This window comes from Paenibacillus sp. Leaf72, assembly GCF_001422685.1.
GTDB lineage: Bacteria > Bacillota > Bacilli > Paenibacillales > Paenibacillaceae > Pristimantibacillus.
The window spans coordinates 165,524-182,617 of sequence record NZ_LMLV01000032.1; the positions used below are offsets into that span (position 1 = coordinate 165,524).

The window sequence follows — 17,094 nt, forward strand, 5'->3', positions numbered from 1 at the left end:
GAGATCCGGCTTATGACAGCAGATCTCTTTTTGTTGTTTTTGTTGTTGAACTCTTAGACGAATCGATAGAGGCGTACACCGTGCGGCTGTATCGTGGCCTGCAGCGAGCCTGCTTTTAACTCAGCTGGCTCTCCGCTCCACAGCTCTGTGCCTTCAGTAACGCTGGTCAGGCCGATTTGCTCAATGGCCAGATTCAGAGGCAACGGGTTCTCGCCAACGTTGAATACGGCAGCATAGCGGGCGCCATCGGTGTGTTCGGCTGTCCAGACGATGAGATCTCCCTGGCAGAGGGCTTCCTTGGCTCCATGGCTCTCCCGGTGCATGCGCAGAACCTCGCGGTTGGTAAGCAGCGAAAGCGTCCAGTCATCGTTATCCCGCAGTTCACCACCGAAGATAAGTGGCGAGCGGAAGATGCTCCAGAGCGACATCATCGTCAACTGCTCATCGCGTGTGAACCTGGTCCAACGGTCCGCCCCGCCGCCATCCACCGAGCGGATGCCGATGTGCCCGAGGGGCAGCATGTCGCAGTCCGGCCAACAGCCAGCCTCCGGGACGCCTTGCCATTTCCGGCAGCGGTCGAACATATCCAGCAGCAGCGGCCATAGATCCCAGAAATCGTCCGTAACCCGCCACATGTTGGCATGCTCGGTGAAGAACTCCGCGTATTCCACCGGAGCAGGACCAGGAGAAAGGCTCAGCACCATGGGCCGGCCGCAGCGCTCAATCGCCTTGGAGATCAGGGCTATCTCCGGCTGATGAGTGTCGTACAGCCTGGAAGCGGCGATGTCGTCTACCTTCACCAGGTCGACACCCCACTCTGCGTACAATTGAAAGAGAGAATCGTAATAGGCCTGAGCCCCTTCCTTTGACGCATCTACGCCGTACATATCCGTATTCCATGGGCAGATGGAGTTCGTATGCGCAATATCGCGTGCTGTCGCGGCTGTACCTAAGATAGGGGTAGCGGCGTGAGCGGCCTGCCGCGGAATGCCGCGCATAATATGAATGCCGAATTGCAGTCCAAGACTATGGACATAATCGGCTAATGGTTTGAAGCCCTGGCCGCCCGCTGCGGAAGGAAACCGGTTCTCGGCAGGCATCAGCCGGGAATATTCATCCATCACCAGCGGAACGAATGGACGGTATTGTGAAGAATTCGCAAAGGGCTCGTACCATTGAATATCGACGGTAATGTAGCTCCAGCCGAAGTCTTTGAGATATTCTGCCATGTATTCCGCATTGCCGCGGATTTCGTCTTCTGTTACGGCCGCGCCGTAGCAATCCCAGCTGTTCCAGCCAAGCGGCGGAGTTGGTGCTGTAAGCGTATGATTCATCGTAAAGCTCCTTTACTGATTAATTATTGCTCTTTCTAAGTTCATCATAATAAAGGAGACTAGCGATATCTATAGTAATCTTACGAGTGGAATAGTACTATATTGCGGTTAATCAAAAAACAGCCTGCGGTAGGTTAGGCTTTCGCCCCCACTCCGGAATTCTCCCGGTGTAAGCCCGGTCAGGCTGCGGAACGCCTTAATGAAATAACTCCCGCTGGAGTAGCCAATCCGCTCGGCTATGGCTTCAATGCTCAGACTGGTTCCTCGCAGCAGCTCCATGGCCTTCTCCGTGCGCACGCGGGTCAAATAAGCGCCGGGTGTCAGGCCCGTACTAGCCGAAAACCGGCGGATCAGGTGATATTTGGACAGGGAGACATGCTCGGAAAGCTGATCGATACTGATCATCCGTGAATAGTTGTGTTCTATAAATTCGGCTGCGAGCCTTATATTCTTTGACCAGTTGTCCCTGTCTCGCAGAGTGGTTACCTGCATTCTGGCCAGTTCTGTCACGAACTGATAAACGCAAGACGACGCAATCAGCGGATCTGAGATTCTTCCTGCTCCCGCATCAACCACAATCATCCGCGACAGCCGGACTGGCGCACAGTCTGCGGGCAAATGGGGAACTTCCCCCGCAACACGCAAAAATTTGCGCCAATGGGGCAAAATCAGGTTGGGCCGGAACAGCAGGAACAGGAATTGCCAGGGCTCTTTTGAATCCGGATGGTAGTAATAGCGGTGGGGTCCGGGAATTTCAGCGAGAAAAGCCTGCCCGGCAGTGACCCGGTGAGTCCGGTTTTCCGACTCAAACACGCCTTCACCGGAAATAGTGTATTGGAACAACAGAAGAGGCCCATCATTCCGCTCCAGGCCGTCCCAGCGGTAAGAGGGATCGGTGATAGCATCATATCCGGCCGCATATAATACGCACAACTGCAGCTCCTTATCTTCAGCAAACCGAAAGCCGTAGGTGCCTCTGGGGATGTCCATAAATGTCCTCCTTGTCGTGAAAATACTGCTTGTCTGCCAGCGGTCAATCGATTATTACCACATGATACCCTGCCCCTGTTACTACCACCTCAAACCCACCCCGTTAACTCCAAAATCGACGCCTTGGCCGATTGTGCTTCGGATTTAGCTCCTTTACGCCATTCTTTTGGAGATGCTCCCATAAGCTTGGAGAAGCAGCGATTGAAGCTGGAAATGGAATGAAAGCCGACCTGCTCGGAGATCGAAAGGATCGAAAAATCTGAGCTTTTCAACAGCTTGCAGGCCTCTTCGATCCGGGTGCTGTTCAGAAAGTCGTGATATATTCCAGTGCTGGAGAGATGACAAAATCGCCCTTCAGACCTTGTTCCGTTTCTTGTTCGGCCAGCATTTCATTCGTGGAATGAATTCTAATGAGCTCTATGTAAAGGGATAACAATAAGCCGTAGGCACTTTCCTGATAGTACGGATTTTGCTGCTTCAATTCCTCTACAACCGACGTGGCAAGGGAATAGATTTTGGGATACTGCTCCTTATTTAAAATACAGTGCTTTCCCTGGACCCTCCACAGGTTCGGCTCGAAGCTGCTGTAAGCACTCTTAAAGGTTTGCTGAAACAGATCCTCCGGTGAAAAAAAGAGATAGGACCATAGACTAGCTTCATTAGGCGAGCTATACGTGGTGTGGGGAAGATATCTGGGAAGGAAGGTCACATCGCCTGCCTTGAAAGGTACCGTTTCTCCTTTGATCTCCATGCTGCCGCTATCCGAATGGCAAATACCGATCTCCAAGTGGTTATGGAAATGAAGATGCTCGCTTTTGATATCCGAAATTCGCCAGCGTTCCCCGCTTAACAGCAGAACAGGGAAGTTGATCGGCAAGCTGTAGTGGCGGTATTCGATGACGGGCTTCTTTTTTCTAGGCATATTCCACACTCTCGTTCCCATTACGTTAATTTGAGTTGATTATAGGTGAAAGCACTGCCGAATTCAATGAGCGCACAAAAATAAATGATCGAAATTGCACATTTTTTCTGCGAATATGCTTAGATGTAGACTATTTTAATGCTTACAATAGAGATTATAAAGCGTTTACAATAACTCGGATGGCTCTCAGGCGCCTTTGGGAGACATGTGCGAAGGAGAGGGGTATTTAATATGCTTCAAATTACTTATGACAGGGAAGAGATTTTAAGCGTTATAGACAAAGTTACGAGAAAAACACTAGCTATGGATTTAACATGGGACTGGCCTTGCGGAGTAGCTTATTATGGTGTATCCAGAGCTTACCAGGCAACAGGAAATAAAGAGTATTTGGATGCGCTTATCAGTTGGGCGGATGAATATATTGAGCTGGGCTTGCCGAGCTGGACGGTCAACACCTGTGCGATGGGCCATGTGCTGATTACGTTGTATGAAGAAACCGGCAACCAGAAATATTGGGATATTGTGATGAGCAAGGTGGATTATCTCCAAAATAGTGCGCTGCGGTTCGGAGATCATGTGCTGCAGCATACGGTGTCCGTGTCCAACGATTTTCCGGAGCAGGCTTGGGCGGACACGCTGTTTATGGCGGCATTTTTCCTGCTGCGGGTAGGCAGCAAGCTGCAAGATCAGGCGATGATTCAGGATGCCCTGAATCAATATTACTGGCATATTAAATACCTGCAAAACCCTAGCACCGGCCTCTGGTACCATGGCTACAATAATGTGAAGCAGGATCATATGTCTGGGTTCTACTGGGCGAGAGCAAATGCCTGGGGTGCTTATACGATGTCGCAGGTTAAGCCGCTGCTAAAGGAATGGTATTTGTATCCGCAGTGTATGGACGTGGAGTGCTCGCTCCGGGATCAGTTGGCCGCACTGAAGCTAGTGCAGACGGAGAACGGCTTGTGGCGGACCTTGCTCGATGACGTGGAATCCTATGAGGAGGTATCTGCGTCCAGCGGAATTGCGGCGGCGATGATCAATAACGGCAACCCGCTGCACACTAAATATGTGCAGAAGGCCCTCAAAGGCATCATGGAAAACATTAGTGAGGATGGACGGGTACTTTCTGTATCTGGCGGAACGGCAGTCATGAAGGACCGGGAAGGGTACCGCAACATCCCAAAAGATTGGACACAGGGCTGGGGACAAGGCTTAGCACTCGCTTTTCTATCCGATATGCTCAAATAGGAGGGAATCCATTTGTCTAAACAAACGACGGGAGCCTTTACCCTCCCGGGTGAGGCTGGTTATGAGGCACTGACTCTGGAATTAGCAGAGCGCTGGGGCGCCGATGTCATTCGTGACAGTGACGGCACGAAGTTGTCCGATGAGATTATTAACGCAGGGTACGGTATCTATTCGACGATCTGTATCGTAAGAGACCATAATGAGTGGGCGTCGCAAAATCTGGATAAGCTGCAGCAGTGTTTTTTAATAACGAATCCGAAGGTAGCGGTGCAGGATTATTTATCCGTTTATTTGATGGAGGACTTTTTCGCTGAGCAGTTCAGAGTCAATGATTCCAAAGAGGCGTTTAAATATTGGCAAATTGTTGACCGGACGACTGGGGAAGAGGTTCCGAGAGAGCAGTGGAATTATGACCGCGAATCGGGGAATGTGGTGCTTACCGGAATTGTGCCTTGGCATAAATACACGGTCAGCTTCATGGCCTACCGGATCTGGGAAGAGATCTCCATGTACAATCACACCACGAATAACTGGGACAAAGAGCATCTAATGCAGATTGATCCGATGTATCTGGAAACGCAGCAGTATATGCTCGACTGGATGGAAAACTGGTGCGCCCAGCATAAGGAAACAACGGTAGTCCGGTTCACCTCCTTATTTTATAATTTTGCCTGGATCTGGGGCAGCAGCGAGCGCAATCGCCATCTGTTCTCGGATTGGGGCTCCTATGATTTCACGGTGAGTGCCAAAGCGCTTGATCTGTTCGCCAAAAAGTATGGCTATTCGCTGACGGCCGAGGATTTTGTAAATGGCGGCAAATACCGCGTCAGTCATATTCCGGCGGAGCAGCGCAAGCTCGACTGGATGGCATTTATTAATGATTTTGTCATTGGCTTCAGCAAACAGCTGATTGATATTGTGCATAAGCATGGCAAGCTGGCTTACGTCTTCTATGATGACAGCTGGGTGGGCATGGAGCCATATAATGATCGTTTTCCGGAGTTTGGCTTCGACGGCATGATCAAATGCGTATTCTCGGGTTATGAAGCACGGATGTGTTCAGGGGTAAAGGTGGACACGCATGAAATCCGGCTGCATCCATATTTGTTCCCGGTCGGATTAGGCGGACTGCCTACCTTTATGGAGGGCGGCGATCCTACGCTGGATGCCAAAATGTACTGGATTAATATCCGTCGCGCCCTGCTAAGAGAGCCAATTGATCGGATCGGATTGGGCGGATATTTGCATTTGGTGGAGCCTTACCCGGAATTCTGCGATTATATTGAGAAGATTGCCAATGAATTCAGGGAGATCAAAGAGCTGCACCAGCAAGGCAAGCCGTATCAGATCAAGACGAAGGTTGCGATTTTGCACAGCTGGGGCAAGCTCCGATCGTGGACCTTGTCCGGCCATTTCCATGAGACCTACATGCATGATCTGATTCATATCAATGAGGCGTTATCTGGCTTGCCGGTTGAGGTCGGATTCATCGATTTTGAGGATATCCGCCAGGGAAAACTACAGGACTATGATGTGGTGATTAATGCCGGCTCGGCCGGTTCAGCATGGAGCGGCGGAAAGCACTGGAACGACAGCAAATGCGTGGACATGCTGACCAAATGGGTATATGAGGGTGGTACGTTTATCGGGGTTAACCAGCCTTCGGCGGTTGAAGGGTATGACAGCTTTTTCAGAATGGCCCATATTCTCGGTCTGGATGAGGATACCGGCGCCAGAGTCGTTCATGGCAAATGGACTTACGAGGCTCGTGACGAGCATGGACTGGTGCCTGTTGGGGCTAGCATTGCAGCTAAGAAGGGCATCTATCTTACCGACGGGTCAGCTGCGGTTGCGCATGAAACGGACGGACAAATCACGCTGTCTACGCATGCTTTTGGCAAAGGCAAGGGAATCTACCTTCCTTCGTTCGAATTCAGCTTGGAAAATACCCGATTGCTGCTGAACCTGATCCGCTATGCCGGCAATGAGCTGAATGAAACGAAATACATGACGGATAACTTATATACGGAGTGTGCATATTATCCGGAAAGTAAAATACTCGTTGTAATTAACAACAGCGATCAGCTTCAAAGCACGACAATTGATACGGAATATGGACAACAGACGCTTGAATTAGCTCCATATGACACGACGATCATGACGATTGGCGGTTTATAAACATAGAATATTAATTAATGAATCCGCAAGGTTGTCAAAGGTTATCAAATGCAGAAAGCCGCTCTCTAATGGAGCGGCTTTCTGCTTCCTATACACGTCTCATGAGCAGCACGACTGTAATGCGGGCAAGAGGGAAACGAATTAATCAATCTCTAGCCATGCTTCGAAAAAATTACGCAGTTCTTGTCCTTCTTCCTTGGTTGAAACAAGATATTTGCAAATAATCTGACCTGGCTTGTACCCCAAACGTTGTGAAGTGCTCCAAAATTCCTCTGCATTCATTTGTTTGTCGCGGTTCATCCAGAGCAATCCATGCAAATAATTTCTTTCTTCATCGTCACCTTCGCGTATAATATTTTTTACCTCCGAATCTACAAACATGCCGCAGACCATCGAATCATTAAAAGGGCCAGCAAGTATATCTGCCGATAGACCAGGGTCATCCAAATACAACTGCACCATTTCTTTATCCTGAAAATTAAAAGAGCGGACTGGTGATAGCTTGGCTTTTATTACGCGTAGTGGTTGATCTTGCATATGCTGGTATTTTTCGAGCTTTTTTTCTCTTGCTTCGATTCGTTCGGTCACTTGCTGCAAATAGGCGATTTTCTGTTCCAATTCAGTCTTTGTTTCTCTCAATAATAAGTTTAAATCATCGGCACTCTTGGTGTTGATGATTTTGATTGTTGATAAGGGGAGCTCAAGACTTCTAAAAAAAATAATATCACAAATATCGAGCATCGTTTGGTATGAAAAATTCCGGTAGTTGTTATCGTCATTGCGTTCAAAGCGAATCAGGCCCTCTTTATCCCAAAACCTCAAAGTTGATGTAGGCACACCGAGAGCTTCCGAAACATCGCTGATCTTTATAAATGGTTTCATATCTTATTTCCTTTACTTAAGTTATTGACTTTAAAGTTGCTTTAAAGTTTATAATTTTTGATTGTAGCATATTAGAAAGGCGAATAGAACTAAACTTTCATATGCGCATTTACTTAGAGAACTTGTAAAGCATCGATAAAGAGGAAACACAGGGGGAGAGCAACGATGGTTACGTTACTGCTAATTATTATTTATCTCGCATTTATAGGTCTTGGATTGCCAGACGCCTTGCTAGGCAGTGCTTGGTCAGTTATGAAACTCGATATTGGCGCCAGAACAGAAATGGCAGGTTATATATCGTTAGTGATCTCATTTTGTACGGTTATATCCAGTTTATTTGCAAGCAGATTGTTGCATAGATTTGGCACAGGTAAGGTAACTTTATTCAGCATCCTATCAACAACGATCGCCTTATTTGGATTTTCTTTATCAAACGAGTTTTTATTCTTTATATTCCTTGCAATTCCTTTGGGCTTAGGCGCCGGTTCTGTAGATGCAGCATTAAGTAACTATGTAGCGCTGCATTTCAAAGCCAAGCATATGAGCTGGCTGCATTGTTTCTGGGGAGTTGGAGCCATGTCGGGACCTATTGTTATGTCATTTTCGCTTGATAATGGAGGTGACTGGCGTGCAGGATACGTTACGATAGCGATATTACTTACTGTTATAGTGGTAATATTATTGGCATCGCTGTCTTTGTGGAGAATATTGGATAATAAAAAGCTAGGAAATGACGACGAAAAGAAAGCAGTCAGTAACAGAGAGGCTTTGCGAATCCGTGGTGTTAAAATGTCCATGGTTTCGATGCTTTGTTACAATGGCTCGGAAACAGCCGCAGGTCTATGGATGGCGTCCTTTTTTATAGCTAGTAAAGGGATTTCTCCTGGGAAAGCAGCGGCCCTGTCCTCCTTATTTTATATTGGCATCATAATAGGACGTATCTTTTCAGGATTTCTCTCGACTTATGTATCAAGTAAAAGCCTTATAAGATATGGTGGATTAGTTGGCTGTGTGGGACTGCTGGTTCTTATTTTACCGGTTCCATACGGGGTTGCTGCAGGAGCTTTGTTTGTAGTAGGGCTAGGTGGCGCACCCATCTATCCTAGTATTGTTCATGCAACACCGGAACGATTTGGGGAAAAAGCTTCTCCGAGTGTAATTGGACTTGAAATGGCAAGCGCTTATACGGGTTCAACTCTGATTCCATTATTAATGGGGATTATTGCAAGCCAATTCGGTATGTTCATGGTACCCATTATTTTGCTGATCCTGTTTAGTATTATGTTTGCATCTTCAGAAATGGTTAATAGAGTTCACAAGCATAAGCTTGTATAACGCAGTACTAATTCAGCAAATATCATCATCCTACATAGTTTTCTTTAAAATTCATGGCTGATCTGGCCTCAAGTTCATCCCTCTGCTTGTTCCTTCTCTTATCTGCGCATGATATCATCATTATTATTCGTAGTTTTGGAATCGAGCAAGCAGGGGGGCAAGGAATCAATGTGGGGTATAAAGCAATTCGTGCAGCAGCGCAAGTTGTTGTTAAAAATGATCTTCTCTTATTTAATCGTCAGTTTTATATTAATCGGTATTTTTTCATTTCTTGTCGTCGATAAAGTGACCGGGAATTTGACCGATGATATTTTCGACTCGGTGGAGACGATGAACAATCAATCCTTTAATACGGCGAATGTGCTGCTTTCATCGACCTATCATTATTTTTCATCCGTCTATATTGGCAATGAGCATATCATTAACGGGTTGTACGGGGAACAATTCTCCGTTTTGGATACGTACCGAATTAATCAATATTTAATTGATTTAAAGGCAGCCAACCCCTTAATTGAATCGATATATATTTATAATTTTGAAAATGATGCCGTTTTCTCATCGGAGACGATGCTGCAAACCGTAGACGATTTTTATGATCAAGATATGACCCAAATTATTAAAAATACGAATACGTCCAAGCTGGGCATTTTTATACCGCGCCATTTGGTCGCCTTAAAATCGGATCTGAAAATAGATAAAAACCTGATCTCGCTCGTTTATTCCAAATATGCGACCAAAGAAATCGTGGACAGTACGTTTGTTGTAAATCTGGACCAGCAGACGCTGCAAAATCTAGTCACCAAGGGCATCGGCAATGAATCCCTTCAATCGATGATCATTAACGAGGAAGGAACCGTTATCTCTCATTCTGATTCCAGCCTGATCAACCAAAATTGGGGGAGCGAGGCGCATATTAAGAAAGTGATTCAATCGAAATTCTACAAAGGCGAATTGAGGGAAGAGATTGATGGCAAAAGCTATCTGATTTCATATATGAAAGCGGATTCTTTGGGCTGGAGCTTCATTGGCATGGCGGAAATAAACAGCCTGCTCACAAAGGTAGATAAATTAAAGCAATTTATTGTATGGCTGACCTTTATTTTTATCGCGATTGCGGCGCTGACGGTGCTGTTCTCTATTCGCTTAATCTACACCCCGATACATCGGCTGATTAAACGAGTGGGCTCCTCTCTCGGAGAGCTGCGTGATGGCGCACAGCTTAATGAATATGAGTTTTTAACAAAATCCTTTCAGCATTTGGAAAGCAAAGTGAGCGATTTGCAGCATAATATTTCGGGTTATAAGCCTGCGAGAAGGAAGGAGCTGCTGACCTTTGTCGTGAAAGGCGGGTACGTTCCGCATGTGCATGACAAGCAGCTTTCAGAGCTGGGCATTCGTTTTAAAGGTGACCGGTTTCAGGTGTGCATGCTGCGCTTGGATGGTTTCGAGCAGCATTTTGGACGGATGGATTTAATGGATGTGTCCTTAATTAAGTATGCTGCGGCGAATATTGCCGAGGAAATTATTGCAGGCCAGCTTCAAGCAGCTGTGTTTGACGATCAGGATGATGGCATCGTTATGCTGCTGCATTGGTCATCCGAGAGCGAGATTACGCAGCATGCTATTTTGAAAATGATTCAGGATGTGCAGGCTAGCATTTCCTCTTATTTGAAAATCAGTGTGACGGCTGCGGTAGGCAGCGTCGTTCATACGATAGAAGAAATTCCGCATTCCTGGAATTTGACCTATCATGCGTCCCGTTATCGTTTGATTTACGGCCATCATGCTTTCATCACGTCTGAGGCTATTCGCGCTAATGAGCAGCAGGAGCATGAATACCCGCTCGCTTTCGAGAAAGCGATAACGGACAGTCTGAAGATGGGGGAGCGGGAGAAGCTCCAGCAGGCGATTGGCGATTTTTTTCATGAATTAAAGGGTTATCCGTACGATGAAATTATGTTTTTCCTGTCCCAGCTTTGCGGAAGCATGATCCGAATTTTCAAAGGCATGCTGAACGAAGAGGATTTAATGTACAATGGCATCTCTACCCTGCCGGAGAAAATAAGAAAGCAGGAAACGATTGAACAAATGGAAGTCGAATTTCAGGCGGTATGTGGGCAAATCATGGAGCGGAGAGATCAAAATTCATCGCAGAAAAACGTGAAGGTCGTTTTGATCATTACGGATCTCATTCAGCAGGAATACGCTAATCCGAATTTATCGGTGGAAGGATTGGCGGAGCAAGTGGGCTTATCTACCAATTATGCCCGCAAAATATTTAAAGATCAGACAGGCAAATCCATTACCCAATATTTGACGGATTATCGTTTTGAGAAGGCGAAGCAGCTATTGCTGGAAACGGATCATTTGGCAGGAACGATATGTGAAATGATCGGCTTGACCAGTAAAAATCATTTTTATGCCGCGTTTAAAAAGTATACCGGAAAGTCGCCGATTCATTTTCGCAAGGAATACCAATTAATCGATAAATTGAAGGATATCCAAACGCAAGAAGGCTGATTCAGCCATTGATTTCGCGTGGAATGGGGGGATTAGTCGTGAAGGCAAGTCACTTATCAAATTATAGATTAGCTCTTATACTCGTGTTGGCCTGTCTTCTTCTTGCAGCGGGCTGCCAAGGAGGCTCTGCCAAAAGCCTAAAGAATGCAACAGCAAAGCAAGGAGAGAAAGCGGGTGATCCCGTCACCTTAAAGGTGATGTTCTTTGGGAGCGAGCCAGCCGATATGGACAAAATTTTGGCGGAATTCGAGCGTTTAACGAAAGATACCCTTCACATCAAGCTGGACATTTCATGGGATATGGCCGATACCTATAATCAGAAAATGAAATTGAAAATGGCGGCAGGCGAGCAGATTGATATGCTGTTCGATGCTTCGTGGATGAATTTGGAGCAAAACATTGGACAAGGCTACTACCAGCCCTTGGATGATTACTTTCAGAATGAGAAGTACCCGGGCTTGAAGCAGGCGTTCCCGCAAGCGGTTTTGGATGCTAATCGGATCAATGGCCGCCTGTATACGATTCCTTTGATGAGCAATTATGCGGATTTTGGCACGATATTCATTCGGAAGGATTTGCGGGAGAAATATGGGCTGCCCCAGATTCAAAACATGGAACAGTTCAAAGTGTTTTTGGAAAAGGTTGAGCAAAACAATCCGGAAATCATTCCGTTCGGAATTGGCAATCGCGGATTTTTTGATATGTTTTATAATTTTAACGATAAGCAAACCCGGTTTCGAGCAGTGCCTCATGTGATTTATGGGACGGGCGTTGAATTTAATTTAGTTTTGTCTGACGACGGCAAGCATGTTTTAGGCGCAACAACAATAGGAGATCCAGACGCGGACTACGCCAAGCTGCCTGCGCCGTTTAATCAATCCGATTATTTCTACAGCCACAATGATAAGAGAGTAGAATTCAGCCGTTTCATTCCGAGGGATGTGCTGAGCAATGTAGAGGATCTGGTCGTTACGGGGAAAGCGGCTGCGGGAGAAGGGGCCATAAGCGGCATTTCAAAAATCAAGCAGCGGCTGAAGGCAGCCGTGCCGGAAGCGGATCTAGAGGTTTTTGTTTATAATGATGCGGCTCGCACGATGCAGCCGAAGGCGATAGGAACCTCCTATAAAGCGTGGAATAATATCGTCATCCCGATCTTTTCCAGGCATAAGGAGGAGTCGATGAAATTTATAAATTGGCTGTACGAGAGTGAGGCCAATCATGATCTATTCGAGCTAGGTATTGAAGGGCTGCACTGGAACCAGAAGGGCGACCATATGTATGAGATGACGCCGTATGCGAAGGATTATTTGTTTCCCGCCTACGAATTGACGCTTAACCCGTTATTATCCCGTCTGAATGCTGATCATGACGAGCAGACGCTGCAATATTTGCAATATCAGGCGAGCGAGGATTCTTATTATCGGGTAGCCTTAAGCGGCTTTACCTTTAATCCCGAGCCGGTGAAAATTGAAATCGCGAAAGTGCAGCCGCGCTACGATGCTTTTAATCTCATTACGCAGGCCGGGCTTGAGCCGAACTGGCGAGAAGAGGGAAGCAAGCTGAATGCCGAGCTTCGCAGGCTGGGACTGGAGAAGATCCGGGCAGAGTTTATAAAACAGGTACAGGCATATATCGATAGCGGTGGCCACTAGATAAGGGCTAGCCCACAAAGTCATTTCATGACGGCGGGGGCGGCCCTTTTTTGTGCGTTTTAGGTAGAAAAAGTGAGATTAGATAGTTCATAAATGGTAATAAACATGGTTTTCCCTAGATTGAATTCTAGCCTCGAACAGCCCGAAACGAAATAATAAAGGAGCCAGTTGGAGCTTATATAAGTTGAACGAAAGCAAGCGATGGGGCAAGGGAGAATCGGAGAGAAAGGTTGGAACTGGAGAGAGCGATAGCGTCCGCCTTTGTTTTCTTATTTCAACCTAAACAAGGAATAAAATCAAGAAATCAGAAAACAACAGCGGCCGGAAGTCCAACCTTTCTAGCAGTGAGACCAGCGTCCTCATGCTAATTAATCGTTCAACTTCTATAAACAACAATCAGATCAGATAAAGGAGGTTCAGCATGGAAAATTCCATAGCGCATCAAGACCAAGCATTAAAGCGAATCACACTGAACAAGAAGCCCTCTTTTTTTAAGGAGATTCGAAAAAATCATTTGCTGTATTTGTTAACACTGCCCGGCATTCTGCTGTTATTTGTCTTTTCCTATTTGCCGATGTTCGGGATTGTCATTGCCTTTCAAAATTACAATCCGGTAAAGGGGATTTTGAAAAGCGAATTCGTTGGCTTTAAAAACTTTCAGTTTTTTCTGGAATCCAGCGATGTGTATCGTGTTGTCTTTAATACGCTGTTTCTAAATTTCCTATTTATCGGCTTCGGCACCCTTGCTTCATTAATCATCGCCATCATCTTCTCGGAGCTGAAAGGAAAATATTTTAAACGGATCGCACAAACGATTGTAACCCTGCCGAACTTTTTGTCCTGGACGGTGGTCGCGACCTTTGCTACCTCATTCCTCTTGTACAAAGAGGGGCTGATTAATCAAATTCTGAGGGATTTTGGTTTAGAAGGCTTGGCCTTCTATAACACAGCTGCGTATTGGCCGCTTATTCTCGTCATCATCAAGCTGTGGCATGCCGCAGGCTTTGGCTCAATCGTGTATTTGGCCACCATATCGGGCATTAATCCGGAAATTTATGAAGCGGCTTCCATGGACGGCGCCACGCGCTGGGGCAAAATCCGCCATATTACGCTGCCGATGGTGAAGCCAACGGTTATGCTGCTGCTGCTGCTTGCTATGGGGAACATTTTCTACGGGGATTTCGGCATGATTTATGCGATCGTAGGAAAAAATGCGCTGCTCTATCCGACAACCGACGTCATCGACACCTATGTGTATCGGGCACTGGTGGATTTGGGCAATGTGAGCATGGCCGCCTCCGTCGGTCTCATTCAATCCATCGTCGGCTTCGTGCTGGTCGTAACGGTAAACCAATTGGCAAGGAAATTTTCGCCTGATTCAGCGCTCTTCTAATAAATCTATCAGTAAAGGTGTGGCGTAGCATGATAAAAGAAAGCGCTGGAGACCGGCTGCTCCTATCGCTCATGTATGTCGGAATTACGGTATTTGCTCTCGTATGCCTTATCCCGTTTATGACCGTCATCAGCGGTTCATTATCCACGGAGGGCTCCATCATTAGAAACGGATTTACGCTGCTTCCTAAGGAATTTTCCCTAGAAGCTTATAAGCTTTTGCTTAAGGACAGCACAATTTATAAATCCTATGGCGTTACGATTTTTGTGACGGTCGTTGGTACCGTATTGGCGATGATTGTGACCTGTGCCCTTGCTTACCCGCTGTCTGTCAAATCGCTCAGATATCGCAATTCGATTAACTTTTATGTCTTTTTTACGATGCTGTTTCATGGTGGTTTGGTAGCTACATACCTGCTCATTTCCAAATATTTAGGGCTTAAGGATACGATCTGGGTGCTGATTATTCCCGCCCTTATTAACCCATGGAATATGTTCCTCATGCGTAATTTCTTCAATTCCATTGATGAATCGATTGGCGAATCGGCCAAAATTGACGGGGCTAATAATGTTTATATTATGTTCCGCATTATGATTCCGATCTCCTTGCCGGCTATTGCGACGATCAGCCTGTTCTATGCGCTCGCCTTTTGGAACAAATGGTTTGAGGCGATGCTTTACATTTCGAATGAAGATTTGTTTCCGCTGCAATATTTGATTAAACGAATTTTGGATAATGCGGCATTTGCCAACAATCTTGCATCAGGCGTAACGGCTCCGGGCTATATTGTCCCTACTTTGACCTCAAGGCTCGCAACGACAGTCGTGACGATCGGCCCGATCATATTCCTCTATCCGTTCTTGCAAAAATATTTTGTAAAAGGGCTGCTCGTTGGCTCAGTCAAAGGCTAATCTCATCGCAGGATGATTTTAGATAGATGCAGATAGATTCAGCAGCACAAAAAAGGGAGGAAAAACAATGAAAGCAAAAATGTTTATGGCGGCAACGCTGGTTATGGTGCTATTTTTAATGGCGGCATGCAGTGGAAACAACGGCAGCACCGGAACTAACGGCAATGCGAGCGGGAAGCCTTCCCCAAGCAGCAGCGAGACGGCAGGTACGAGTAACCCAGATGCGGCAGCACCGGATCCGGTGACCTTGAAGTTCATGCTATTCGGCGATAAGCCTGCGGATTTGGATAAGGTTCTCGCTAAGTTTGAAGAAGTGAGCAAGGATTCGCTTAATACGAAGCTTGAATTTGAATACAACACGCCTCAGGATCATCGGCAAAAAATGCAATTGAAGATGTCGACAGGCGAAGCCGTTGACGTCATGTTTGATGCGGGGTGGATGAATTTGTACAATCATGTCAGCCTCGGCTATTATGCAGAGCTTGATAAATATTTTAACAATGATGAATATCCAGGGCTGAAAGCGGCATTCCCTGCGGAGTTCGTTGAAGCGAACAAAATTAATGGCCATCTTTATACGATTCCGCTTACTTACTACTATACAGATCTTAACGTCATCAGTATCCGCAAAGATATTCGCGAGGAATTGGGACTCGGCCCGATTACAACGTTGGAGGAATTAGAAGTTTATCTTCAGCAGGTTCAAGAAAAGAAGCCGGACTATACGCCACTCGCCTTAGGAGGCCGAGGCTTTCATAAGCTGTTCACGCCATCCGAAAATGGGCGGACCGATATTCGCCTAGCCGCGATTGGAAGCGATTCCTTTACCGGAGGCATTCCATTCAGTGTCGCGCTGTCGGAGGATGGCAAGAAGGTTATCGGCGCCGCAACATTGGGTGATCCGGATTCGGAATTTGCGAGCTTCCCTGCACCGTTCAATACGCATGCTTCGATTTACGGCCACTTCCAGAAGCGGGTGGACTGGAGCAAGTACATTAACAAGGATGCTCTAGCTCCAGCAACGGGTGTTGTCTCAGATAAGGGCGGCGCTGGAGAAGGCACGATTGGCGGCATTTCAAGAGATCGGCAAAAGCTGCAAGAAGCATACGGTACAGGGCTGGATATCGAGCCGTTCGTGTATGAGAGCGACGATGTCCGCAATATGAAGCCAGGCGCTATTCGTACGGATTTCCGCGCGAACAACAGCGTCGTTATTCCGGCAAGCTCCAAAAATATTGATCGCACAATGAAGTTTTTTGATTGGCTGTTCAGCAGCAAGGCCAATCATGATTTATTCGAGCTTGGCATTGAGGGCGAGCATTGGGTAGCCGATGGCGACAATGGCTACAAAACAACGGCAAATACGACGAAATATCAATTCCAGCCGTATGAGCTAACCTGGAATCCGAGCTTATCGAGGCTGAATTCAGATCAGGACCCGGCTACGATGAACTATTTGCAGTATGCGCTTGATAACAAAAACTACTTCCAAATTGCGCTTTCGGGCTTTATCTTCGATTCCAAGCCGGTGGCGACAGAGCTTGCCAAAATCAAGCCGAAATTTGATGAGGTCGAGCAAATTCTCAAGGTAGGATACGAGAAAAACTGGCTGGAAATGGCGCAAAGCTTAAACAAACAAATGCGCGATTCCGGACTAGAAACGGTACGTGCGGAAGTGCTCAAGCAAGTGCAGGCTTATTTGGATGCAGGCGGTAAATAAGTAAAG

13 protein-coding genes are annotated in these 17,094 nt (G+C 46.6%); 8 read left to right on the plus strand and 5 right to left on the minus strand.

Annotation, left to right across the window (positions count from 1 at the left end):
• Positions 1 to 53: 53 nt before the first annotated feature.
• From ASF12_RS26145 to ASF12_RS26155, 4 genes are all read right to left on the minus strand, one after another.
• Positions 54 to 1,334: a glycoside hydrolase family 27 protein gene (locus ASF12_RS26145; RefSeq protein WP_056041075.1), complete on the minus strand. Its 1,281-nt coding sequence runs from the start codon at positions 1,332 to 1,334 to the stop codon at positions 54 to 56.
• Positions 1,335 to 1,442: 108 nt separating this feature from the next.
• Positions 1,443 to 2,324, minus strand: coding sequence for a helix-turn-helix domain-containing protein (locus ASF12_RS26150; RefSeq protein ID WP_056041077.1), 882 nt, complete (start codon positions 2,322 to 2,324; stop codon positions 1,443 to 1,445).
• Between the two features lie 89 nt (positions 2,325 to 2,413).
• The gene (locus ASF12_RS35920; RefSeq protein WP_235533286.1) at positions 2,414 to 2,596 is read right to left on the minus strand and encodes a helix-turn-helix domain-containing protein; all 183 of its coding nucleotides are present in this window, start codon (positions 2,594 to 2,596) and stop codon (positions 2,414 to 2,416) included.
• A gap of 32 nt (positions 2,597 to 2,628) precedes the next feature.
• Positions 2,629 to 3,246 carry an AraC family ligand binding domain-containing protein gene (locus ASF12_RS26155; protein WP_235533287.1) on the minus strand — a complete coding sequence of 206 codons (618 nt, stop codon included), beginning with the start codon at positions 3,244 to 3,246 and terminating at the stop codon, positions 2,629 to 2,631.
• A gap of 231 nt (positions 3,247 to 3,477) precedes the next feature.
• Here ASF12_RS26155 and ASF12_RS26160 point away from each other — a divergent pair, with 231 nt between their 5' ends.
• Together ASF12_RS26160 and gnpA are read left to right on the plus strand one after the other, a co-directional pair.
• A complete protein-coding gene (locus tag ASF12_RS26160; RefSeq protein WP_056041078.1) occupies positions 3,478 to 4,497 on the plus strand; it encodes a glycoside hydrolase family 88/105 protein in 1,020 nt (339 codons plus the stop codon).
• Positions 4,498 to 4,509: 12 nt separating this feature from the next.
• Complete coding sequence (gnpA, locus tag ASF12_RS26165) at positions 4,510 to 6,675, plus strand: 1,3-beta-galactosyl-N-acetylhexosamine phosphorylase (RefSeq protein ID WP_056041080.1); 2,166 nt, start codon at positions 4,510 to 4,512, stop codon at positions 6,673 to 6,675.
• Positions 6,676 to 6,816: 141 nt separating this feature from the next.
• Here gnpA and ASF12_RS26170 read toward each other — a convergent pair whose 3' ends face one another.
• Positions 6,817 to 7,557, minus strand: a complete 741-nt coding sequence (locus ASF12_RS26170; protein WP_056041082.1) for a MerR family transcriptional regulator — start codon at positions 7,555 to 7,557, stop codon at positions 6,817 to 6,819.
• 165 nt (positions 7,558 to 7,722) lie between these two features.
• Between ASF12_RS26170 and ASF12_RS26175 the strand changes: the two genes are divergently transcribed.
• The 6 genes from ASF12_RS26175 (at position 7,723) to ASF12_RS26200 (ending at position 17,088) form a co-directional block, all read left to right on the plus strand.
• Entirely contained in the window at positions 7,723 to 8,892 is a 1,170-nt protein-coding gene (locus ASF12_RS26175; RefSeq protein WP_056041083.1) for an MFS transporter, read from the plus strand.
• Between the two features lie 168 nt (positions 8,893 to 9,060).
• Positions 9,061 to 11,412 carry an AraC family transcriptional regulator gene (locus ASF12_RS26180; protein ID WP_056041085.1) on the plus strand — a complete coding sequence of 784 codons (2,352 nt, stop codon included), beginning with the start codon at positions 9,061 to 9,063 and terminating at the stop codon, positions 11,410 to 11,412.
• 224 nt (positions 11,413 to 11,636) lie between these two features.
• Positions 11,637 to 13,064 (plus strand): extracellular solute-binding protein, encoded by a 1,428-nt coding sequence (locus ASF12_RS26185; protein WP_235533288.1) that lies wholly within the window; start codon positions 11,637 to 11,639, stop codon positions 13,062 to 13,064.
• Positions 13,065 to 13,485: 421 nt separating this feature from the next.
• Positions 13,486 to 14,457 (plus strand): ABC transporter permease, encoded by a 972-nt coding sequence (locus ASF12_RS26190; protein ID WP_056041087.1) that lies wholly within the window; start codon positions 13,486 to 13,488, stop codon positions 14,455 to 14,457.
• A gap of 29 nt (positions 14,458 to 14,486) precedes the next feature.
• Positions 14,487 to 15,368, plus strand: coding sequence for a carbohydrate ABC transporter permease (locus ASF12_RS26195; protein WP_056041088.1), 882 nt, complete (start codon positions 14,487 to 14,489; stop codon positions 15,366 to 15,368).
• 67 nt (positions 15,369 to 15,435) lie between these two features.
• Positions 15,436 to 17,088: an extracellular solute-binding protein gene (locus ASF12_RS26200; RefSeq protein WP_056041090.1), complete on the plus strand. Its 1,653-nt coding sequence runs from the start codon at positions 15,436 to 15,438 to the stop codon at positions 17,086 to 17,088.
• Positions 17,089 to 17,094: the final 6 nt, after the last annotated feature.